This window comes from Nocardia sp. NPDC003693, from assembly GCF_053981095.1.
On sequence record NZ_JBSFNO010000006.1, the window covers coordinates 22458 to 42244 of the forward strand.

Below are 19787 nucleotides of genomic sequence, written 5' to 3' on the forward strand. Positions count from 1 at the left end.
ATCGGGCTTGCTTGGAGTGCACTCCAGGTGGCTAGCGTGATCGTTGTTCCTCAGTGAAAGGCGAGACCGGTGAACGCACCAGCGTGGGAGAGCCCCGACTACGAGCGACCGCGGTACTCCATCGGAGAGGTCTCCGAGCGGTGCGGTCTCACCCGGGACACCCTGCGCTGGTACGAGCGCATCGGCCTGATGGATTACGTGGGCCGCGACCACACCGGGCAGCGCCGCTTCAGCGCGCGCGACCTGGATTGGCTGGCCCTCATCGGGAAGCTGCGGCGCACCGGAATGCCGGTGGCGGACATGGTGTCCTACGCCGAGCTGGTGCGCGCCGGGGATCACACCTTCCCGCAGCGCCTGGACATGTTCCGGCGCACTCGGGCCGAGGTGCTCGACCGCATCGAGGAACTTCGACAGACCGTGGCCGTCCTCGACTGCAAGATCGCTCTCTACGAGGGCAATCCCGGAGCCGACTGGCGGACCGTGACGACAACGCGCGCTAGCGAAGGGAAACCGGCATGACCGACACACAGTTGCTGCCCACCACCGCCCTCGGCGATACCCGGGTCGGTGCGCAGGGCTACGGCGCGATGGGCATCAGCGAGTTCTACGGGCCCACCGACGCCGCCGAGGCGCGGGCCACCCTGGAACGCGCCCTGGAGCTCGGCGTGACCTTGTTCGACACCGCCGACATCTACGGCAGCGGGCACAACGAGGAATTCCTCAGCGATTTCGTCCGCGCCAACCGCGAGCGGATCACGCTGGCAACGAAATTCGGCATCGTCCGCAAGGCGGACGACCCTGCCTATCGCGGTGTCGACAACTCCCCCGACTACATTCGCCGGGCCGTCGACGCGAGCCTGCGGCGACTCGGCATCGACGTGATCGATCTGTACTACATGCACCGCAAACAGGACGGCGTGCCGGTGGCCGACACCGTGGGCGTGCTGGCGGAATTGGTTGCGGCGGGCAAGGTCCGGCAGCTCGGGCTGTCCGAGGTGACCGGCGCCGAACTGCGCGAGGGATACGCGGTGCACCCCATCGCCGCCGTGCAGTCCGAGTGGTCGCTGTTCTCCCGCGACGTGGAGAACACCGTGGTGCCCGCGGCCGCCGAGCTCGGGGTCACGTTCGTGCCCTACTCGCCGCTCGGGCGCGGGTTCCTCACGGGCGGGGTGTCCACCAACGGCGCACTGCCGCAAGGGGATATCCGCCGGAACTTCCCGCGCCTGGCCGGCGAGAACGCCGAGCGCAACTTCGAGCTGCTGGCCCCGCTGCGGGCCATCGCCGAGGCGAAGGGCGTCAGCCCCGCCCAGGTCGCGCTGGCCTGGGTACACGCCCGCGCGCAGGTGCACGGGCTCCCCGTCGTGCCGATCCCGGGCACCCGCAGCCGCGCCCGCGTGGCGGAGAACGTGGGCGCGGCGGCCGTCGCCCTCAGCGCCGACGACCTGGCGGCGCTGGAGCCGATCGCGGGTCAGGTGGCGGGAGATCGCTACGCGGACATGAGCTTCACCTCCGCCGGTCGCGAATAGCACTGCGGCAGAGACTCTCCGCCATCAAGGAACAGTTGCCGCACGGGGTTCCCGGCACGGCATCGCAGTGCGGCCGCAACGCGGATCAAGCCCGCCCCCTGCCGTTTCCGGGGGCGGGCTCCAGGTGTTGTCGCCGATCGCGCGGGCGGCCCGGGCGGGCGTTCAGCCCGCCAGGCTGATGGTGTGGCCGGTGTGCTCCACCTTGGCGCGCAGGTAGCGCAGGTTGTCCGGGGTCTCGTGCACGCCGGTGGGGACCGTCTCGCGCACCCGCGCGCCCAGGGCGCGCAGCTGACGGGCCTTCTCGGGATTGTTGGTGAGCAGATCCAGTTCGGTGACGCCGAGCGCGGCGAGCATCTGGGCGGCGGCGGTGTAGTCGCGGGCGTCCTCGGGCAGGCCCAGGGCCGCGTTGGCCTCGTAGGTGTTCAGGCCCTGATCCTGTAGCGCGTAGGCGTCGAGCTTGTTGTACAGCCCGATATCGCGCCCTTCCTGGCGCAGGTACAGCAGGATGCCGCCGTGCTCGGCGATCAGCTGCACGGCCTCGCGCAGTTGCGGGCCGCAGTCACAGCGGGCGGACCCGAACACGTCGCCGGTGAGGCATTCCGAATGCAGTCGCACCAGCGGGGTGCCCACGGGTTCGCCGAGGATGAGTGCCAGATGTTCGCGCTCGTCGTCCAGGCCCCGGAAGGTGACCGCCTCGGCGGTGGTGGCGTAGCCGTCGGCGAAGGTCAGCGGTATGCGCACACGCGTACGGACCTGCGCGTCGCCGGTCGAGAAGGGGCTCATATGCGCTCCGGGCTGAGAGTGATCATTCCGTTCGGTGCGCAACCGCGCCGCGACCGGCGATATTCCACGCCACGCGCAATTACCGGACCGGAGGGCACGGTTCAGCTTCTCGGCTTACGATGCGTCCACTATGCAGTCCCCTGTGCTTCACGACCGCGTCTGGCTGGACAAGCAGACGCCCGAGGTCTATCACGCGTTGAACAGCGTCGCGGTGGCGGTCCGCAATGCCGCCGCGGCGGTCGAATTGGGGCGGGCGGTGATGGAACTGGTGAATGTGCGTGTTTCTCAGCTCAACGGCTGCGCGTACTGCCTCGACGTCCATTCCCGGGCCGCGCTCGACGCGGGGGTGACCCCGCAGCAATTGGCGGTGTTACCCGCGTGGCAGCGGAGTCCGCACCTCTACACCGAGCAGGAACGAGCCGCGCTCGCGATCGCCGAAACCGTGACTTCGCTACCGGCCGAGAAAATCGTCGACGATGAGTATGCTGCTGCGCGGCAACATTTGTCGGATGACCAGATGTCTGTCCTCATCTGGGCCGCGACCACGATCGGCGCGTTCAATCGCGTGTCGATTCTGAGCAAACATCCGGTGCGGGTGCGGAAGGAGAACTGAACAATGAGCGAACAGGCTGTGGCGGCCGCCGTCGTCCGTAATGAATCACAACACCGATACGAGGTGTGGTACGGGAGCTCGCTCGCCGGGTTCACCGAATATCGCGAGCGTGACGACGACACCGTCTTCATTCACACCGAGATCGACCCCGCTTTCGGCGGGAAGGGGCTCGGCAGCGTGCTGGCCCACGACGCCATCGAGGATGTGATCGCGCGCGGGCGGGTCATCGTGCCGCGCTGCCCGTTCATCAAGGCGTGGCTGGACAAGCATCCGGAGTACGACGCGCACGTCGTCGGCAAGGGCATCAAGCGATGAGTGACCTGGAGCCGAATCCGGAGGCCGCGCTGTGCGAGGCGTCCGGGCGGCCGGGTCCGCGCGCGGAATTGTTTCCCGCGCGCGAGGTGCCGCTGGGCGGGGTGCGCGGGGTCACCGTGTTCCGGACGCTGCCGCAGCGGGACCTGCCCACCGTCGGCGCGTGGTGCTTCCTGGACAATTTCGGCTCCGGTTCCGCCGCCAATCCGGCGGGACACGATATCGACCCGCATCCGCACATCGGATTGCAAACGGTCACCTGGCCCTTGGACGGCCGCATCCGGCACCGGGATTCGGTGGGATCGGATGTGGAGATCCAGCCCGGCCAGTTGAACATCATGACCTCCGGGCGCGGCATCGCGCATTCGGAGTACCGGGTGCCCGGCCACGAGTCCGGCGCGGGACTGCAGCTGTGGATCGCGCTCCCGGACGAGAGCCGCTGGGTGGCACCGCATTTCGAGCAGCATCGAGATCTGCCCGAGTTCGAGCTGAGCACCGATGGCCGACCCGGCGTGCTGGGTACGGTCCTGATCGGGACGCTCGGCGCGGTCGCTTCCCCGGCCAAGGCGTACACCCCGATCGTGGGCGCGGATCTGCGGGCGCGGGACGGGGCCGATGTGACCCTGCCCCTGAACCCCGCCTTCGAATACGCCGTCCTGGTGGTCGAGGGCGCGCTGACCGTCGAGGACAGCCGTGCCGAACCCGGCGGCCTGCTGTACCTGGGCAGTGATCGCACCGAACTGCGCCTGCACGAGACGACGGGCGCGCGACTGCTGCTCATCGGCGGCGAGCCCCTCGACGAGAACCTCGTGATGTGGTGGAACTTCGTGGCGCGCAGCCACGACGAGATCGAGGCGGCCCGGAACGACTGGGAGAAGCACGATCTGGAGCGTTTCCCGGACATCGCGGGTCACACCCCGGATCAGCGCATCCCCGCTCCCCCGCTCCCGGGCGGGCGGCTGCAACCGCGCAAGCGCCGCACCGGCGGGCACCACGACTGATCGTCACCCGCACAACGGCATTCGGCCCCGGACCCAGGTCCGGGGCCGAGTTCGGGCCGGTGAACGAATCAGGTTCGGGCGCTGAGGGTTTGGGTGCCGATCACGCGGAGCAGGTCGAGTTTCTGCTGGGTGTCGGTGCCCGGCTTGGGGTAGTAGACCAGGAGCTGGCGGGTGGAGCTCGGGGTGAGCAGGGGCTCGCAGACCAGTTCCAGGACACCGACTTCGGGGTGGCTCATGCGTTTCACGTAGCCGCCCGGATCGCGGATCTCGTGTTCGTGCCACAGGGCCTCGAACTCGGGGCTCGCGGCGCGCAGGCGGGCGACCAGGTCGGTGATGTCGGCGTCGCCGGAGCGGCGGGCGGCGGTCTCGCGGAGTCCGGCCACGTGGTGGCGGGCCATCGCTTCGTGATCCTCCGCCGGGAAGCGGTCGCGCTCGGCGAGCATGGTGAACCAGCGCCACGGCAGGCAGCGATCCGGGCCCCGGCGGTGCGAGAAATCCCCGGCGAGCAGGGTGTGCATCCGGTTCTGCACCAGGATCTCGCCGAGATCGGAGATGACGCAGGCCGGGGTGTCGTCGAGTTTCGCCAGCACGTGCAGGATGCCGGGACCGACGTGGGTGTCCCCGCCGCGCGCGGGCGGCTGCTGCCCGGCCAGGTGATAGAGGTGGTCGCGCTCGCTATCGGTCAGGCGCAGGGCGCGCGCCAGCGCGGACAGCACCTGGGTGGACGGCCGCGGGCCGCGAGCCTGTTCCAGGCGCGTGTAGTAGTCGGTCGACATGCCCGCGAGCAGGGCCACCTCGTCGCGGCGCAGTCCGGGGGTGCGGCGGCGCAGCCCCGGCGGCAGGCCCACGGCGGCCGGTTGCAGGGCTTCGCGCCGGCGGCGCAGGAAGTCGGCGAGCTCTTCGCGATTCACCCTCACCACTGTCCTCCCGTCGCGCCCCCGCAGCCAGGGACCGGCTATCCCCCGATAGGCCGTCTCTGCCGGTCCCCGGCCTGACGGCGCAGAGTTCGTCCTATGACCAAGCACATCGACACCGTCCGGCTCGGCAGCACCGGGCCCACCGTCTCCCGCCTCGGCCTCGGCGCCATGGGCATGTCCGGCATGTACGGGGCCAGCGACGACGCGATCTCCATCGCGACCGTGCACGCCGCCCTGGACTCGGGCGCGAATCTGATCGACACCGGCGACTTCTACGGCGCGGGCCACAACGAGCAGCTGTTGCGCACCGCGCTGGCGGACCGCAAGCGCGAGGACTACGCGCTCAGCGTGAAGTTCGGCGCCCTGCGCGCACCCGACGGCGGCTTCGGCGGCGTGGACACCCGGCCCGAGGCTCTCCGCAACTTCCTCACATACTCGCTGCAGCGCCTCGGCGTGGAGTACATCGACATCTACCGCCCCGCGCGGCTGGACCCGAACGTGCCCATCGAGGAGACCGTCGGAGCCATCGCGGAGCTGATCGAGGCCGGGTACGTGCGGCACATCGGACTGTCCGAGGTCGGCGCGCAGACGCTGCGCCGGGCCGCCGCCGTGCATCCCATCGCCGACCTGCAGATCGAGTACTCGCTCATCTCGCGCGGGATCGAGTCCGAGATCCTGCCCGCCGCAAGGGAACTCGGCGTGGGCATCACCGCCTACGGCGTCCTCTCGCGCGGGCTGCTGAGCGATTCGCTGCGCACCGGCGCCCCGCTGGCCGCCGACGACTTCCGGGCGCACAGCCCGCGCTTCCAGGGCGAGAACCTGGACGCGAACCTGCGCCTGGTCGCCGAACTCGCCGCCGTCGCCGAACGGCACGGGGTGAGCGTCGCCCAGTTGGCCATCGCCTGGGTGCTCGCGCAGGGCTCCGACATCGTGCCGGTGATCGGCGCGCGCCGGCCCGAGCGCTGGGCCGAAGCCCTGGGCGCACTGGACATTCGGCTCACCGCCGCCGAGCTGTCCGCCATCGAGGACGCGGCGCCGGCCGATCGAGTAGCCGGAGACCGTTACGCCGCAGCGCAATTGGCCATGCTGGACAGCGAGCGCTGACGTCGTCCGCGCCCCCGGAGCGGACCCTGCGCCCTGCGGACCCGGCGGCGCGCAGGGCGGCAATCCCGGCGACCGACTCGACAAGGTGGGCTGGCGACCAGGGGGCTACCTGCCTGGTACGACCGCGCCCGCGCACCCATCAACACGGCCGCAGTTCGCTGCCTGGGCCGGGCGCACCAGACAGCAGAGTGCGAACTACTTGCGGCGCGGGCGGATCACGGCGGTGAAAGCCGCCGAAGCCACCGCTTTTCCGGTCGCGTCGGTGATGGTCACCGGGACGACGAGTTCGATCTCCACGCCCGCGGCGATGTCGGCGCGGGTCCGCGCGATCGACTCCGCGCTCAGCTCCGACGTGGCCAGGAACGGACCGGCCTCGCCCTTGGCGCGGGCCAGGTACTCGATCTTCCCGTCCCGGGCGACGATGAAGGTGTCGCCCATCAGATCCACGATCCCGGAGATGGACGCGCCCATCGCGGCGGTCTCGGCCATGCCGAACAGCAGCGCCGCGTGGATGTCGCCGTTGTGATTGAGGTGCTCGGGCTTGGGAGCCATGCTCACCACATTGCGGCCGGCGGCGAACTCCACCCCGTCGATGCCGGTGAACTGGATGAAACCCAGCTTCTTGAAGCCGGCCATCACCAGATCACCCATGGTGGCGCTGTCCATCGCATCTCCTGTCGACCGCGAAAAATGAAACGTGTTCCATTTTCATACCGCGCGCGGCGGAGCTTGTCCACGGTCGGCGCGTACGGTGGCAGGTTGCTGCCGACCCGCGGGCGGCGGTGTCAGTCGCGCAGCGGGGCCGTCAGGCCCAGGATCTCGGCGGTGCGGGACGTCGTGTGCCGCGCCAGGCCCGGATCACCGGCCAAACTCGAGCCCAGCGTGGGAATGAGTTCGCGCAGCCCCGGCGCCCAATACCGCTGGTACGACGGGAAACACCGGGCCAGCACCTCCAGCAGAATCGCCGGGGCGGTCGCGGCGCCGGGCTCGGCGCCCAGCACGGCGGCGATCGAACCATCGTGCGCAGCAACGACTTCGGTCCCGAACTCCAGCACGCCGCCGCGACCGGGAACCTGCTTGACGAGCTGCGCGCGCTGCCCGGCGGTGATCATGGTCCAGTCCTCCGGAGCCGCCTCGGGCGCGAATTCGCGCAGCGCGGCCAGCTTCTTCTTCCGGGTGCCGGCGAGCTGTTTGGTGAGCAGCCACAGCAGCGGCAGATTGCCCGCGACCGTCGAGGCCAGCGGACCGATGTTGTCCGGGCGCAGCGCGGCCGGCGCGTCCAGGATCGAGCCGTTCGTCAGGAATCTGGGATTGGCCCCGGCGTAGGGACCGAACAGCAGGGCGCGCTCACCGTCGATGATCCGGGTGTCCAAGTGCGGGGTGGCCATCGGCGGCGCGCCGGCCGGGGCCCTGCCGTAAACCTTGGCGTCGTGCGCGGCGATGACCTCGGGATTGTCGCAGCGCAGGAAACGCCCGCTCACCGGCAGCACGCCGTAACCGCGCGCTTCGGGAATTCCGGCCTTGCGCAGTAGTTTCAGCGCCCAGCCGCCGCCACCGGCGAAGACGAAACGCGCGTCGACCTTGTGCGTGACGCGGTCGTTGTCGGTGTGCTGATGAATCCGCAACTGCCAGGAACCGTCGTTGTTCCGGCGCATGCCGCGCACTTCGCATCGCGGATTGATGGAAACGCCCACACTTTTCAGATAGGTGAAGAGCTGTCCGGCGAGGGCGCCGAAGTTCACGTCGCTGCCGGTCACGTCCCGGGTGGCGGCGATCGGCTCGCCCGGGTCCCGGGATCTCCCGAGCAGCGGGGCCCACTCGCCGATCACGGCGGGATCGTCGCTGAATCTCATCGAGCCGAAAAGCGCGTTCTCGGAGAGAGTTTCGAATCTGCGCCGGAGGAAATCGACATCCTGTTTGCCGTGCACCAGGGTCATGTGCGGCACCGGATTGATGAAAGTCTCGGGCTTGCCCAGGATTCCGGCCTCCACCAGCGCGGCCCACAGCTGCCTGCTCTGCTGGAACTGCTCGTTGACCGTGAGCGCCGGGGTGATATCGATGGAGCCGTCCGGCCGTTCGGCGGTGTAATTCGACTCGCACAGCCCGGAGTGGCCGGTTCCCGCGTTGTGCCACGGGGCCGAGGCCTCGCCCGCCAATTCGGGTAGTCGCTCGTACACCGCGATGGTCCAGGTCGGTTCCAAATGCTTGAGCAGCAGTCCGAGCGTCGCGCTCATGATTCCGCCGCCGACCAGTACCACGTCGTAGGGCCGTAGCGACGCGTGCGTTGTCGTCATTACCCGCTGGACCCCCATAGGACTCGAAGAACGTAGGCACGCTAACACCGGATGCGCATTCCCGCGCAGGGGCGGGAGGCGGATGACGCGCAATCCCCCGGGGCGCGCATCGAATTCGGTAGCGTCGGTGGCCGTTCAGATCAGGGCGGTGAGGATCAGACCGAGCGCGGCGCCGCCGAAGACGAGCACGTGGCGCACGTTCTGCAGGGTCCAGGTCCAGTCCGGGAAGCCGGCCTCGGCCTCCTTCAGCAGGGCGGGGACGTCGATCCGGGCCAGCATCGGATCGCCCTTCTTCGCGAAGGCCGCGCGCACCGACTGCACGGCGGTGAGGTTGCTGTAGAGGATCACGCCGTTGCCGAGCAGCACCAGCGTCAGCAGGATCCAGTTGAGCGGGCGGGCCAGGTCCGCGCCGGCGACGTTGAGCCCGGCCAGCCCGATCATGATCGCCGCGATGCTGATCGGCGCCGCGCTCTCGTGGCCGCTGGCGTCGAAGCGCATGCCGTTCTCCCGCAGCACGCTGGTGCGCACCCCCTGGCGGGCCAGTTCGGCCTCGGCGCGGGCCATGGCGGGCTTGCCGTAGCGACTGCGCACGATCGGCATGCTCACGAAGGCGGCGGCGATGGCGAGGGCGCTGGTGGCGATGACGGCGTTCATGTTTCGGCCTCCTGCTTCGCGGCCCGCGGTCTCGGCGGGTCCGACTTGAACTAAGTACAGGAGAACCATAGCCGGGCACTTGAACTAAGTGCAAGAGATTTCTTGAACTTTGTGAAAGTGCCTGGTGAGTGCCTAGAGTCGAGGGCATGCCGCGCGAAACGCTCACCCGCGAACAGATCATCGGGACCGCCATCGACCTGCTCGACGAACAGGGCCTGGACGGACTGAACATGCGCGAACTGGGCAAACGGCTCGACGCCGCCGCCACCGCCATGTACTGGCACGTCAAGAACAAGGACAACCTGGTGCGCCTGGCCACCGACGAGGTGTGGGCCGAGATCGACCTCCCCGACCTCGACGCCCTCGACTGGCGCACCGCCGCCGAGGCCCTGGCCACCGGCATGTACACGATGCTGAACCGGCACCCGTGGATCGTGCAGGCGCAGGCCGGATATCTGCTCTACGGACCCGCCAAATCTCGCCACGACGAACACGTGCTCGCGGTGTACGAACGCGCCGGCTTCGACGACGACGCGGCCGACCGCGCCGCCGCGACCGTGTTCATGTTCGTGCTCGGCAACGCGGTCGGCGCGGCGGCGAACATCTCGATCGAACGGCGGCTCGGGCGCAACGGCGGCGACCCGGAAGCCAAACTGGGCGAAGCGCTTTCCGAGGCCACTGCGGTCGCGATGGAGTTCCCGCGGTTGCGCGCCCGCATCGAGCGGCAGGCCGCCACCGACTACAACGCCGCGCCGGACAGCAGCTTCGAATTCGGGCTGGCCGCGCTGCTACAGGGGTTGCAGGATCAGCTGGGCGAGCGCGAGACGCTGTAGCGCTGCACGATCCGATATCGATCGCTCGCCCGCGCGATCACTTCTTTCGAGCGCGATACGCCGCGACGGCGTTGCGGTTGCCGCAGGCCACGCTGCAGTAGCGGCGGGATCTGTTGCGGGACAAGTCGAGAACGATGCCGTCGCAGGTGTCGTCGGCGCACAGGGACAGGCGGCTGAGCTCGTCGGCGCGGATCAGGTCGATCATCGCCATCGCGGTCTCCACGGCGATGCGCACGTCCAGCGGCGCCTCGGGCGGGACCGCGTGCACGTGGTAATCCAGGGCATCGTGGCGCACCAGGCGCGGCACCGCGCGATGGCGGGCCAGGATCTCGTTCACCAGGGTCACCGCGGTGTCGCGGTCGGCGGTCAGCAGGGCGCGCATCGGGGCGCGCTGGGCCCGGACCGCGGCCAGTTCGCGCTCGTCGCCCGTGCGCACGCCGGTGTAGCCGTGCCGGTCGAAGAACTCCGCGAGCTGCTCGGTATCGGTCATGGTGTCCGGCGCCTCGGCCGAATTCACCAGCTCGACCGCGGCGGCCATGGACGCCACTGTGTCATGAGCAAAAGACATGTTGACACATTACCGCACGCCGCTTAGCGTCATTAGTCATGGCGACGTTGACTCATGACACCGCGGTACCGAGCCGACTTCGGAACGGCCTGCTGCTCGCGGCATTGTCCGCCGCCTCCTTCGGACTCTCGGGCAGCCTCGGCCGCGGCATGATGAACGCGGGGTGGAGCCCGGCCTCGACGGTGATCGTGCGCGTGCTGCTCGGCGCGCTGGTGCTGCTGCCGGTGGCGCTGGTGCAGTTGCGCGGGCGCTGGGAACTGCTGCGGCAGAACGCCCCGCTGCTTTTCATGTACGGGCTGGCCGCCGTCGCCGGTGCGCAGCTGGCGTACTTCAACGCCGTCGCGCACATGGAGGTCGGCGTCGCCCTGCTCATCGAATACACCGCGCCCATCGCGGTGGTGCTGTGGCTGTGGTTGCGGCACCGCCAGCGGCCCGGGCGCGCAACGGTTCTCGGCGCGGGCATCGGCATCGCCGGACTGCTGCTGGTGCTGGATCTGCGCTCCGGGGCCGACACCAGCTGGATCGGAATCCTCTGGGCCCTGGGCGCGATGGCCGGCGCGGCAGTGTATTTCGTGCTCTCGGGCCAGAGCGGCGAGGCGCTGCCCGGCGCGGTGCTGGCCACCGGCGGGCTGCTCATCGGCGGCCTCGGCATCCTCGCCGCCGGGCTGCTCGGCATCGTCCCCCTGCGCACCACCACCAACCCCGTGGCCTTCGACGACTTCACCACCCCCTGGTGGACGCCCCTGCTCGCCCTCGGCGTGATCACGGCCGCCCTGGCCTACCTGTCCGGGATCGCCGCCACCCGCCTGCTCGGCTCCCGCCTGGCCTCCTTCGCCGCCCTCACCGAGGTCGTGGCCGCCATCGGCTTCGCCTGGCTGCTGCTGGGCGAGACCCCCGGCCCGATCCAGTTGCTCGGCGGCGCACTGATTCTCGCGGGCGTGGTGGTGGTTCGCCTCGGCGAGCCCGCCACCCGGCCCACGGTCGCCACCTCGGCCACCGCCTCGGCGACCACGGCCTGACCCGCCGGAGGTCCGACGGGGCCGACTCGGGCGGAGTGCGCGACAGCCCGTGCAGCGAAGCGCGATCGACCGGACCGAGCACACCCACCGGCCGGATCCCGTGGCCCGCTACGGCCCGCCTGCGCCCGGCCACCTCGATGCCGGCCGGCGGCGGAGCTCGGCGGTCCGCCGGCCCGGCAGGTCTCTCCAGACACCCGCGTCCACCGGACCGGCCTCGGCTCGATCCGGTGGACCTGTAACCGCCTCGGCCCGAGGGGAACTCGCGGTCCGCTGCCCGCCGCGATCAGGCGGCGGGGCCGGCCGTGACCGGGCGGGCGGCGACCAGTGCGAAGAAGGCGCGGATATCGGCGACGTGGGCGGCCGGGACCTCCATGGCCACGAAGTGGTTGCCCGGGTTGCCCTCGGGCCAGTGAACGATGTCGTTGTGCTCGTCGGCCAGGCGGCGCATCAGGGGCATGCCGCCGCCGTACTGACCCGTCGGGACCAGGTTCTGGCCCTTGGGCATCGCGAAACCGCCGTCGACCAGGCCGTCGTACATCGGCCACGACGAGGTGGCCGCGGTATTGGTGAACCAGTACAGGGCGGCGTTGGTCAGCAGGTGGTCGCGCTTCATGACGTCCTCGGGGTGATCGGCCATCGGGCTGAACTCGTGGAACTTCTGCATCAGCCAGCCGAGCAGGCCGGCCGGGGAGTCGGTCCACGCGTGCGCGAGGGACTGGGGCGCGGCGCGCAGCAGGGAGTGATGGTCGGTGCCGCCGGTCATCCAGCCCTGCATCATGTCCCACTCGGCCAGCTCGCTCGGCGACATGCCCGGCACGTCGGCCGCGGTGGGCATCCCGAGGCCACCGTCGACGTGCACGCCGATCACATGATCCGGTGCGACGAGGGCGATTTCGGGGGCGACGTACGCGCCCAGATCGCCGCCCTGGGTGCCGTAGCGGTCGTAACCGAGCCGGTCCATCAGGGTCGCGAACATCGTCGCCACCCGGCGCACCGTCATACCGGTCTCGGTGGGCGCTTGCGAGAACCCGAACCCGGGCACCGAGGGCACCACCACGTGGAAGGCCGGGGCCGGATCCAGGCCGTGCGCGCGGGGATTGGTCAGCGGGCCGATGACCTCGGTGAACTCCACGAACGAATTCGGCCAGCCGTGGGTGAGCAGCAGCGGGACCGCGTGCGGCTCCGGCGAGCGCACGTGCAGGAAGTGCACGTCCAGGCCGTCGATCTCGGTCAGGAACTGGGGGAAGGCGTTCAGCTCGGCTTCGATTGCCCGCCAATCGAATTCGGTGCGCCAGTACTCGGCCAGCTCGCGCAGGTAGGCGACCGGCACACCGCGCTCCCAGTCCGCGCCCGGCACCTGCGGCGACCAGCGGGTGCGGGCGAGCCGGTCGCGCAGATCCTCCAGATCGGCCTGCGCGATGTCGATGCGGAAGGGGCGAATGGCGGTCATGAGAACTCCTCGGTGTCGTCTTTTCGAGCCGAGAACCACGTTAGGAAGCATCTAGGTCACGGTGCGGCCTAGTTCTGCGGGACCATGGGAACCATGAACGACACACCCGGACGACTGCTGCGCATGCTGTCACTGCTGCAGACCCCGCGCGAATGGCCGGGCAGCGAACTGGCCGAGCGGCTCGGCGTCAGCGACCGCACCGTGCGGCGCGATATCGATCGGCTGCGCGACCTCGGATACCCGGTCGAGGCCACGCTCGGGGTCACCGGCGGCTACCGGCTGGCCGCCGGGGCCGCGCTGCCGCCGCTGCTGCTCGAGGACGACGAGGCCGTGGCCATCGCCGTCGGGCTGCGGGCGGCCGCGGGCCAGGCGGTGACGGGCATCGAGGAATCCTCGGTCCGGGCGCTGGCCAAACTCGAACAGGTGCTGCCCGCGAAACTGCGCCGCCGCGTCCAGGTGCTCGGCACGGCCACCGCGGTGTTCACCGGCAACGGGCCCACCGCCGATCCCGAGGTGCTGACCCCGCTGGCCGCCACCATCACCAATCGCGAACGGGTCCGCTTCGCCTACCGCGACGCCGCCGGAACCGAATCCCGTCGCAACGTCGAACCCATCGGGCTGACCACCGTGCACCACCGCTGGTACCTGGTCGCCTACGACCTGGATCGCGACGCCTGGCGCAGTTTTCGCGTCGACCGCATCACCGCGCCGCAACCCACCGCCGCCCGCTTCACCCCGCGCGAGCTGCCCGCCGAGGACGCGGCGGCCTACGTCGCCGGCGCGCGAACCGACTGGGGCACAACGCCGTTCCGGATCGACATCACCGTTCACGCTCCGGCGTACCGGGTTTCGGGACGGCTCGGCGACAATCCGGGCGAGGTGATCGCGATCGACGCCGAATCGTGCCGGCTCACCGGTGAGCGCGACGACGACCCCGAATGGCTGGCCTCCCGGCTCATCGCCCTGGGCTTCGAGTTCGAGGTGCGCGACTCACCGGAACTGGCGGCGCACTTGGACGCCGCCAAGCGGCGGATCACGCGGGCCCTGGGCTGACGATCCAGCCCGTCACATATGCGACGACGGGGTTCCTATCCCCCGCGCCGCCCGGTACGGTCGTTGCGCAAGATCGCCACAACCCGTTTCGCAGCGCTAGGGGCACCACCATGGGCAAGACCGGATTCATCGCGCCGACATTGGTCTGCCTCGCGGCGACGGTGCTCGCGAGCGCGCCCGCGACGGCCGATCCGGCGCCGGAGTCGGCGGGGCTCGGCGTCAGCGGCACCGACCACGGCGTGGACTACCGCGTGGAGTTGTCGCCGGACAAGCGCGCCGCCGTGAGCACGCTTGCCGCCGGCCGCTTCCTGGCCACCTGGGACGGGCAGGCAATCGTCGCCACCGACCCCGACGGGCTCGAATTGGCCACCGTCCCACTGACATACGAGATCTCCGGAAAGAGCCTGGAGTTCGCGCCGGTCATCGACGAGGACGGCCGCCGCCTCACCCTGACACCCAAGCTCGCCTCCCCGGTGGCGCTGCGCGACATCAACGCCCAGCAGCACTTCTTCGACACCGTGCAGGCCCACCTGCCCGCCGTCGCCACCGGCGCGGCCATCGGCGGCGCGATCGGGTTCCTGATCGGATTCCCCGCCGGCCTCTTCGTCTTCGACATCATCACCGTCCCGATCCTGACGGTGGTCGGCGCCCTGCTCGGCGGCGCGATCGGCCTCCAGCAGGCCGGCGGTCAGCCCGCCGTCGACGCGGCCCTGGCCTACGCCAACTCCCTGGTCCCCGGCGCCTCGCAGGCCCTGGCCCCCGCCTTCGACGCGCTGCCGCCGCCCCGCTGACACAGGCAGCACCGCGGATCGCCGGCATGCGCGGCAGCTCAGCGCATGAAGGTCAGCGACTCGACCGGCGCGCTCCCGCTCAGGTAGTACCAGTCGCCGTTCTGGTTGCCCGCCAACTGAAATCGCAGAATATGACCGGCGGCCCGACCGTCCACAATCGTCCACAGGGTGTTGGGCAGTCCGGTCGCGGTGCTGACGCTCCCGTCGGACCACGTGAACCGCGCCTGCGACCGCGCCCCGAACCCGACCCACGGCAGGTCCGCGTCGAACCGCCCCGACACGACCCCCGGCAACAGCGGACTGACACAGTCCCACACCTCGGCCGTCCGCCGAACCCCCTGCCCTGAACTCCCACTCCCCGGCACCAACTGCCCCGTCAGCATGCTCCCCCGGTAGCACCCGCCCAGCCCCTCCGCGACCGGCGCCGCACCCCCGGCCCCGGCCGCCCCCACCACCAGCCCGGCGGCACACAGCATTACGGGAAATACACGACGACCACGGACCATCGGAAACCCCTTCGCGCAGCACCGACCCAGAGCCTCACGCTATCACTCGAGATCAGGTACGGTCCCCCGTTGCCGAACCGATCCCGGACCACCACGGCACGCGGCGAACCGGATCCGAGAACCGGCCGCACCACGGCCTCATCGCGACGGATCGGGAACAGCGACATCGGCCTGAGGCCGGAGACAGCAGCCGGAACTCACTTCGAGGCCGACGGCAACCCGTCCGGGTTGCACCGCCACCGTGCACAGCTCAGCCGCCGCCCCGAACGGCGAGTGAGCCAAAGCAAACGGCCCCCGCTCCGAAGAGCGGGGGCCGAATGTCGTTCCTGGACTAGGACTTAGCGGTAATCGCTGAAGCCGTAGTCGTCCAGCGGAACCGCGGCACCGGTCGTGGTGCCGAAGCCGTCCGGGGTGTAGTAGGTGTCGTCGTAGGACGGCACCGCGTACGCGGCCTGACGGGCCTCCTCGGTGGGCTGGACCTGGATGTTGCGGTAGCGGTTGATGCCGGTACCGGCCGGGATCAGCTTGCCGATGATCACGTTCTCCTTCAAGCCGATCAGCTTGTCGGAGCGGCAGTTGATGGCGGCGTCCGTCAGCACGCGGGTGGTCTCCTGGAAGGAGGCCGCCGAGAGCCACGAATCGGTCGCCAGCGACGCCTTGGTGATACCCATCAGGACCGGGCGGCCCGACGCCGGCTCGCCGCCTTCGGCGACGACGCGACGGTTCGAGGACTCGAACTCGGCCCGCTCGACGAGCGAACCGGGCAGGAACTCGGTCGCACCCGAATCGATGATGGTCACGCGGCGCAGCATCTGCCGCACGATGACCTCGATGTGCTTGTCGTGGATCGACACACCCTGCGAGCGGTAGACCTCCTGGACCTCGTGGACCAGGTGGATCTGCACCTGACGGGGGCCCATCACGCGCAGCACCTCGTGCGGATCCGCCGAGCCCTCCAGCAGCTGCTGGCCGACCTCGACATGATCGCCATCGGCGAGCAGGCGCTCCGAGCCGTCCTCGTGCTTGAACACGCGCAGACGCTGACGCTTCGACAGCTTGTCGTACAGGACCTCGTCCGACCCGTCGTCCGGGATGATCGTGATCTTGTAGAAGCGGTCGTCGTCCTCGAGCCGCACGCGACCCGAGACCTCCGCGATCGGCGCCTTGCCCTTGGGCACACGAGCCTCGAAGAGCTCCTGCACACGGGGCAGACCGCCGGTGATGTCATCGCCCGCGACACCACCCTGGTGGAAGGTACGCATGGTCAGCTGGGTACCGGGCTCACCGATGGACTGCGCGGCGACGATACCGACGGCCTCACCGATGTCGACCAGCTTGCCGGTCGCCATCGAACGGCCGTAGCAGGTCGCGCACACGCCGGTGCCGGTGGTGCAGGTCAGCACGGAGCGGACCTTCACCTCGGTGATGCCGGCCTCGAGCAGCGCGTCCAGCGCCGGGTCACCGAGATCGTGACCCTTCTCGATGACGACGTTGCCGTTGGCGTCCAGCGCGTCGGTCGCGAGGGTACGAGCGTAGGTGCTCGTCTCCACGTGCGCGTCCCGGATCAGCGAGCCGTCGGCCTGCTTCTCCGCGATCGGCACCACGATGCCGCGCTCGGTGCCACAGTCGGTCTCGCGCACGATGACGTCCTGCGACACGTCGACCAGACGACGGGTCAGGTAGCCCGAGTCCGCGGTACGAAGCGCGGTGTCGGCCAGACCCTTTCGAGCGCCGTGCGTGTTGATGAAGTACTCCAGAACCGTCAGGCCCTCACGGAAGGAGGACTTGATCGGCTGCGGGATGAACTCACCCTTCGGGTTCGTCACCAGGCCCTTCATACCCGCGAGGGTACGGGTCTGGGTGAAGTTACCCGTCGCGCCCGAGTCGACGATCGTGATGATCGGGTTGTCGGCCGGGTAGTGCTCACGCAGCGCGCGACCGACCTCTTCGGTCGCTTCCTGCCAGATCTTGACCAGGGCGTTGTTGCGCTCCTGGTGGTCGAGAGCACCGCGCTGGTACTTCTTCTCGATCTGGTTGGCCTGCTCGTCGTAGCGCGCCATGATGTCCGCCTTGTTCGGCGGCACGAGCACGTCCGACATCGAGACGGTGACGCCCGAACGCGTGGCCCAGTAGAAGCCCGCGTCCTTCAGCTTGTCGACCGTCTGCGCGACCACGATCATCGGGTAACGCTCGGCGAGATCGTTGATGATCGCCGCCTGACGCTTCTTCGGCATCGGCTCGTCGATGAACGCGTAGTCCGCCGGGAGCAGATCGTTGAAGATGACGCGGCCCAGCGTGGTCTTGACCGTCCACGCGTCGCCCCGCTGCCAGCCGTTCGGGAACAGCTCGGCCTCGGTGTCCTTCGGCGGACGCTGCTCGGTCAGGCGCACCTTGATCAGCGAACGCACGGTGAGCTCACCGCGGTCCACCGCCATCTGCGCCTCGGCCGGCGAGGAGTACACGCCGAACTCGGCGGAATCCTTTGTCGCGGCCTGGTATTCGCCCTTGCCACCCTCTTCGAGGCGGGTCAGGTAGAACAGGCCGGTGACCATGTCCAGACGCGGCATGGCGAGCGGACGACCCGAGGCGGGCGACAGGATGTTGTTCGAGGACAGCATCAGGATGCGAGCCTCGGCCTGCGCCTCCGCGGACAGCGGCAGGTGCACGGCCATCTGGTCACCGTCGAAGTCGGCGTTGAACGCCTCACACACGAGCGGGTGCAGCTGGATGGCCTTGCCCTCGACCAGCAGCGGCTCGAAGGCCTGGATACCCAGGCGGTGCAGGGTGGGCGCGCGGTTCAGCAGCACCGGGTGCTCGGAGATGACCTCTTCGAGGACGTCCCACACCTGGGCACGCTGACGCTCGACCATCCGCTTGGCGGACTTGATGTTCTGCGCGTGGTTGAGATCGACCAGACGCTTCATGACGAACGGCTTGAACAGCTCGAGCGCCATCAGCTTCGGCAGACCGCACTGGTGCAGCTTGAGCTGCGGACCGACCACGATGACCGAACGGCCCGAGTAGTCCACGCGCTTACCGAGCAGGTTCTGACGGAAACGACCCTGCTTGCCCTTGAGCAGATCGCTCAGGGACTTCAGCGGGCGGTTACCCGGACCGGTGACCGGACGGCCGCGACGGCCGTTGTCGAACAGCGCGTCGACCGACTCCTGCAGCATGCGCTTCTCGTTGTTCACGATGATCTCGGGCGCACCCAGATCGATCAGTCGCTTCAAACGGTTGTTGCGGTTGATCACGCGGCGGTACAGGTCGTTCAGGTCGGAGGTCGCGAAGCGGCCACCGTCGAGCTGAACCATCGGGCGCAGCTCCGGCGGGATCACCGGGACGGCGTCCAGCACCATGCCCATGGGCGAGTTGCCGTTCATCTGGAACGCGGCGACGACCTTGAGACGCTTCAGCGCGCGAAGCTTCTTCTGGCCCTTGCCCGTCCGGATGATCTCACGCAGGTTCTCGGCCTCGGCCGGGATGTCGAACTGCTCCATGAGCTTCTGGATCGCCTCGGCGCCCATGTGGCCCGTGAAGTACTCGCCGTACTCGTCCTGCAGCTCGCGGTACAGCATCTCGTCCACGATGAGCTGCTTGACCGACAGCTTGGTGAACGTGGTCCAGACCTCGTCGAGCCGGTCCAGCTCGCGCTGGGCGCGGTCGCGCAGCTGACGCATCTCGCGCTCGCCGCCGTCCTTGACCTTGCGGCGCACATCGGACTTGGCGCCCTCGGCCTCGAGCTCGGCCAGGTCGGCCTCGAGCTTCTGGGCGCGGGCCTCCAGGTCGACGTCGCGCTGATCGGCGACGACCTTCTTGCGGCTGTCCATCTCCGCTTCGAGCGTGGAGAGCTCGTTGTGGCGAGCCTCCTCGTTCACCTCGGTGATGACGTAGGCGGCGAAGTAGATGATCTTCTCGAGATCCTTCGGCGCCAGGTCGAGCAGGTAACCCAGGCGCGAAGGCACGCCCTTGAAGTACCAGATGTGGGTGACCGGCGCGGCCAGCTCGATGTGGCCCATCCGCTCACGGCGCACCTTGGCGCGAGTGACCTCGACGCCACAGCGCTCACAGATGATGCCCTTGAAGCGGACGCGCTTGTACTTACCGCAGTAGCACTCCCAGTCCCGCGTGGGACCGAAGATCTTCTCGCAGAAGAGGCCGTCCTTCTCGGGCTTCAGCGTGCGGTAGTTGATGGTCTCCGGCTTCTTCACCTCGCCGAACGACCACTGACGAATGTCTTCGGCGGAAGCCAGGCCGATCCGGAGTTCATCGAAGAAGTTGACGTCTAGCACGTAACTTCCTTTCCCCTGTACGGGTTGAGTATGAGCAAAAGTCGCTATATCCATCTCGTGGCGACCGTGTG

19 protein-coding genes are annotated in these 19787 nt (G+C 69.2%); 10 read left to right on the forward strand and 9 right to left on the reverse strand.

Annotation, left to right across the window (positions count from 1 at the left end; genetic code table 11):
• Positions 1-69 precede the first annotated feature (69 nt).
• Positions 70-519, forward strand: a complete 450-nt coding sequence (locus tag ACWDOP_RS09515) for a MerR family transcriptional regulator (protein WP_454201634.1) — start codon at positions 70-72, stop codon at positions 517-519.
• On the forward strand, positions 516-1526 hold the full coding sequence (locus ACWDOP_RS09520; RefSeq protein WP_456344704.1) for an aldo/keto reductase: 1011 nt from the start codon (positions 516-518) through the stop codon (positions 1524-1526). The genes ACWDOP_RS09515 and ACWDOP_RS09520 overlap by 4 nt, the downstream gene beginning before the upstream one ends.
• A gap of 162 nt (positions 1527-1688) precedes the next feature.
• Here ACWDOP_RS09520 and ACWDOP_RS09525 read toward each other — a convergent pair whose 3' ends face one another.
• A complete protein-coding gene (locus tag ACWDOP_RS09525; RefSeq protein ID WP_456344705.1) occupies positions 1689-2309 on the reverse strand; it encodes a GTP cyclohydrolase II in 621 nt (206 codons plus the stop codon).
• 142 nt (positions 2310-2451) lie between these two features.
• On the opposite strand from ACWDOP_RS09525, the gene ACWDOP_RS09530 reads away from it, so the two are divergent.
• From ACWDOP_RS09530 to ACWDOP_RS09540, 3 genes are read left to right on the forward strand one after another with little or no spacing between them, the layout of a single operon-like run.
• Positions 2452-2922: a carboxymuconolactone decarboxylase family protein gene (locus ACWDOP_RS09530; RefSeq protein WP_456344834.1), complete on the forward strand. Its 471-nt coding sequence runs from the start codon at positions 2452-2454 to the stop codon at positions 2920-2922.
• A 3-nt stretch (positions 2923-2925) separates the two neighbouring features.
• The gene (locus ACWDOP_RS09535; protein WP_354987537.1) at positions 2926-3237 is read left to right on the forward strand and encodes a GNAT family N-acetyltransferase; all 312 of its coding nucleotides are present in this window, start codon (positions 2926-2928) and stop codon (positions 3235-3237) included.
• The gene (locus ACWDOP_RS09540) at positions 3234-4235 is read left to right on the forward strand and encodes a pirin family protein (protein WP_456344706.1); all 1002 of its coding nucleotides are present in this window, start codon (positions 3234-3236) and stop codon (positions 4233-4235) included. Before ACWDOP_RS09535 ends, ACWDOP_RS09540 begins: the two co-directional genes overlap by 4 nt.
• A gap of 68 nt (positions 4236-4303) precedes the next feature.
• Here the strand turns inward: ACWDOP_RS09540 and ACWDOP_RS09545 are convergent, their stop codons facing one another.
• Positions 4304-5146, reverse strand: coding sequence for a helix-turn-helix transcriptional regulator (locus ACWDOP_RS09545; RefSeq protein ID WP_454201630.1), 843 nt, complete (start codon positions 5144-5146; stop codon positions 4304-4306).
• Positions 5147-5248: 102 nt separating this feature from the next.
• Between ACWDOP_RS09545 and ACWDOP_RS09550 the strand changes: the two genes are divergently transcribed.
• Positions 5249-6256: an aldo/keto reductase gene (locus ACWDOP_RS09550; protein ID WP_456344707.1), complete on the forward strand. Its 1008-nt coding sequence runs from the start codon at positions 5249-5251 to the stop codon at positions 6254-6256.
• Between the two features lie 195 nt (positions 6257-6451).
• Here the strand turns inward: ACWDOP_RS09550 and ACWDOP_RS09555 are convergent, their stop codons facing one another.
• From ACWDOP_RS09555 to ACWDOP_RS09565, 3 genes are all read right to left on the reverse strand, one after another.
• Entirely contained in the window at positions 6452-6922 is a 471-nt protein-coding gene (locus ACWDOP_RS09555; RefSeq protein ID WP_456344708.1) for a PaaI family thioesterase, read from the reverse strand.
• Positions 6923-7041: 119 nt separating this feature from the next.
• Positions 7042-8550 carry a malate dehydrogenase (quinone) gene (gene mqo, locus ACWDOP_RS09560; protein ID WP_456344709.1) on the reverse strand — a complete coding sequence of 503 codons (1509 nt, stop codon included), beginning with the start codon at positions 8548-8550 and terminating at the stop codon, positions 7042-7044.
• A gap of 135 nt (positions 8551-8685) precedes the next feature.
• Entirely contained in the window at positions 8686-9204 is a 519-nt protein-coding gene (locus ACWDOP_RS09565; RefSeq protein ID WP_456344710.1) for a hypothetical protein, read from the reverse strand.
• Positions 9205-9350: 146 nt separating this feature from the next.
• Here ACWDOP_RS09565 and ACWDOP_RS09570 point away from each other — a divergent pair, with 146 nt between their 5' ends.
• Positions 9351-10037, forward strand: a complete 687-nt coding sequence (locus ACWDOP_RS09570; RefSeq protein ID WP_456344711.1) for a TetR/AcrR family transcriptional regulator — start codon at positions 9351-9353, stop codon at positions 10035-10037.
• Between the two features lie 37 nt (positions 10038-10074).
• Here ACWDOP_RS09570 and ACWDOP_RS09575 read toward each other — a convergent pair whose 3' ends face one another.
• Positions 10075-10605, reverse strand: coding sequence for a CGNR zinc finger domain-containing protein (locus tag ACWDOP_RS09575; protein ID WP_454201624.1), 531 nt, complete (start codon positions 10603-10605; stop codon positions 10075-10077).
• 38 nt (positions 10606-10643) lie between these two features.
• Between ACWDOP_RS09575 and ACWDOP_RS09580 the strand changes: the two genes are divergently transcribed.
• Positions 10644-11624, forward strand: a complete 981-nt coding sequence (locus ACWDOP_RS09580) for an EamA family transporter (protein WP_456344712.1) — start codon at positions 10644-10646, stop codon at positions 11622-11624.
• 283 nt (positions 11625-11907) lie between these two features.
• On the opposite strand, the gene ACWDOP_RS09585 is transcribed toward ACWDOP_RS09580, so the two are convergent.
• Complete coding sequence (locus tag ACWDOP_RS09585) at positions 11908-13074, reverse strand: epoxide hydrolase family protein (RefSeq protein ID WP_456344713.1); 1167 nt, start codon at positions 13072-13074, stop codon at positions 11908-11910.
• A 93-nt stretch (positions 13075-13167) separates the two neighbouring features.
• Between ACWDOP_RS09585 and ACWDOP_RS09590 the strand changes: the two genes are divergently transcribed.
• Both ACWDOP_RS09590 and ACWDOP_RS09595 read left to right on the forward strand, forming a co-directional pair.
• Positions 13168-14127, forward strand: coding sequence for a helix-turn-helix transcriptional regulator (locus ACWDOP_RS09590; protein ID WP_456344714.1), 960 nt, complete (start codon positions 13168-13170; stop codon positions 14125-14127).
• Positions 14128-14237: 110 nt separating this feature from the next.
• Positions 14238-14918, forward strand: coding sequence for a hypothetical protein (locus ACWDOP_RS09595; protein ID WP_456344715.1), 681 nt, complete (start codon positions 14238-14240; stop codon positions 14916-14918).
• A gap of 38 nt (positions 14919-14956) precedes the next feature.
• On the opposite strand, the gene ACWDOP_RS09600 is transcribed toward ACWDOP_RS09595, so the two are convergent.
• Both ACWDOP_RS09600 and ACWDOP_RS09605 read right to left on the reverse strand, forming a co-directional pair.
• The gene (locus ACWDOP_RS09600) at positions 14957-15211 is read right to left on the reverse strand and encodes a hypothetical protein (RefSeq protein WP_456344716.1); all 255 of its coding nucleotides are present in this window, start codon (positions 15209-15211) and stop codon (positions 14957-14959) included.
• 551 nt (positions 15212-15762) lie between these two features.
• The gene (locus ACWDOP_RS09605) at positions 15763-19716 is read right to left on the reverse strand and encodes a DNA-directed RNA polymerase subunit beta' (RefSeq protein ID WP_454201618.1); all 3954 of its coding nucleotides are present in this window, start codon (positions 19714-19716) and stop codon (positions 15763-15765) included.
• Positions 19717-19787 lie beyond the last annotated feature (71 nt).

Excerpts from the sequence above, each read along its gene's own strand:
- ACWDOP_RS09520 (WP_456344704.1), top strand. The coding sequence starts at position 516 with ATGACCGACACACAGTTGCTGCCCACCACCGCCCTCGGCGATACCCGG.
- ACWDOP_RS09525 (WP_456344705.1), bottom strand. The coding sequence starts at position 2,309 with ATGAGCCCCTTCTCGACCGGCGACGCGCAGGTCCGTACGCGTGTGCGC.
- ACWDOP_RS09535 (WP_354987537.1), top strand. The coding sequence starts at position 2,926 with ATGAGCGAACAGGCTGTGGCGGCCGCCGTCGTCCGTAATGAATCACAA.
- ACWDOP_RS09540 (WP_456344706.1), top strand. The coding sequence starts at position 3,234 with ATGAGTGACCTGGAGCCGAATCCGGAGGCCGCGCTGTGCGAGGCGTCC.
- ACWDOP_RS09550 (WP_456344707.1), top strand. The coding sequence starts at position 5,249 with ATGACCAAGCACATCGACACCGTCCGGCTCGGCAGCACCGGGCCCACC.
- ACWDOP_RS09555 (WP_456344708.1), bottom strand. The coding sequence starts at position 6,922 with ATGGACAGCGCCACCATGGGTGATCTGGTGATGGCCGGCTTCAAGAAG.
- mqo (WP_456344709.1), bottom strand. The coding sequence starts at position 8,550 with ATGACGACAACGCACGCGTCGCTACGGCCCTACGACGTGGTACTGGTC.
- ACWDOP_RS09565 (WP_456344710.1), bottom strand. The coding sequence starts at position 9,204 with ATGAACGCCGTCATCGCCACCAGCGCCCTCGCCATCGCCGCCGCCTTC.
- ACWDOP_RS09570 (WP_456344711.1), top strand. The coding sequence starts at position 9,351 with ATGCCGCGCGAAACGCTCACCCGCGAACAGATCATCGGGACCGCCATC.
- ACWDOP_RS09575 (WP_454201624.1), bottom strand. The coding sequence starts at position 10,605 with ATGTCTTTTGCTCATGACACAGTGGCGTCCATGGCCGCCGCGGTCGAG.
- ACWDOP_RS09580 (WP_456344712.1), top strand. The coding sequence starts at position 10,644 with ATGGCGACGTTGACTCATGACACCGCGGTACCGAGCCGACTTCGGAAC.
- ACWDOP_RS09585 (WP_456344713.1), bottom strand. The coding sequence starts at position 13,074 with ATGACCGCCATTCGCCCCTTCCGCATCGACATCGCGCAGGCCGATCTG.
- ACWDOP_RS09590 (WP_456344714.1), top strand. The coding sequence starts at position 13,168 with ATGAACGACACACCCGGACGACTGCTGCGCATGCTGTCACTGCTGCAG.
- ACWDOP_RS09595 (WP_456344715.1), top strand. The coding sequence starts at position 14,238 with ATGGGCAAGACCGGATTCATCGCGCCGACATTGGTCTGCCTCGCGGCG.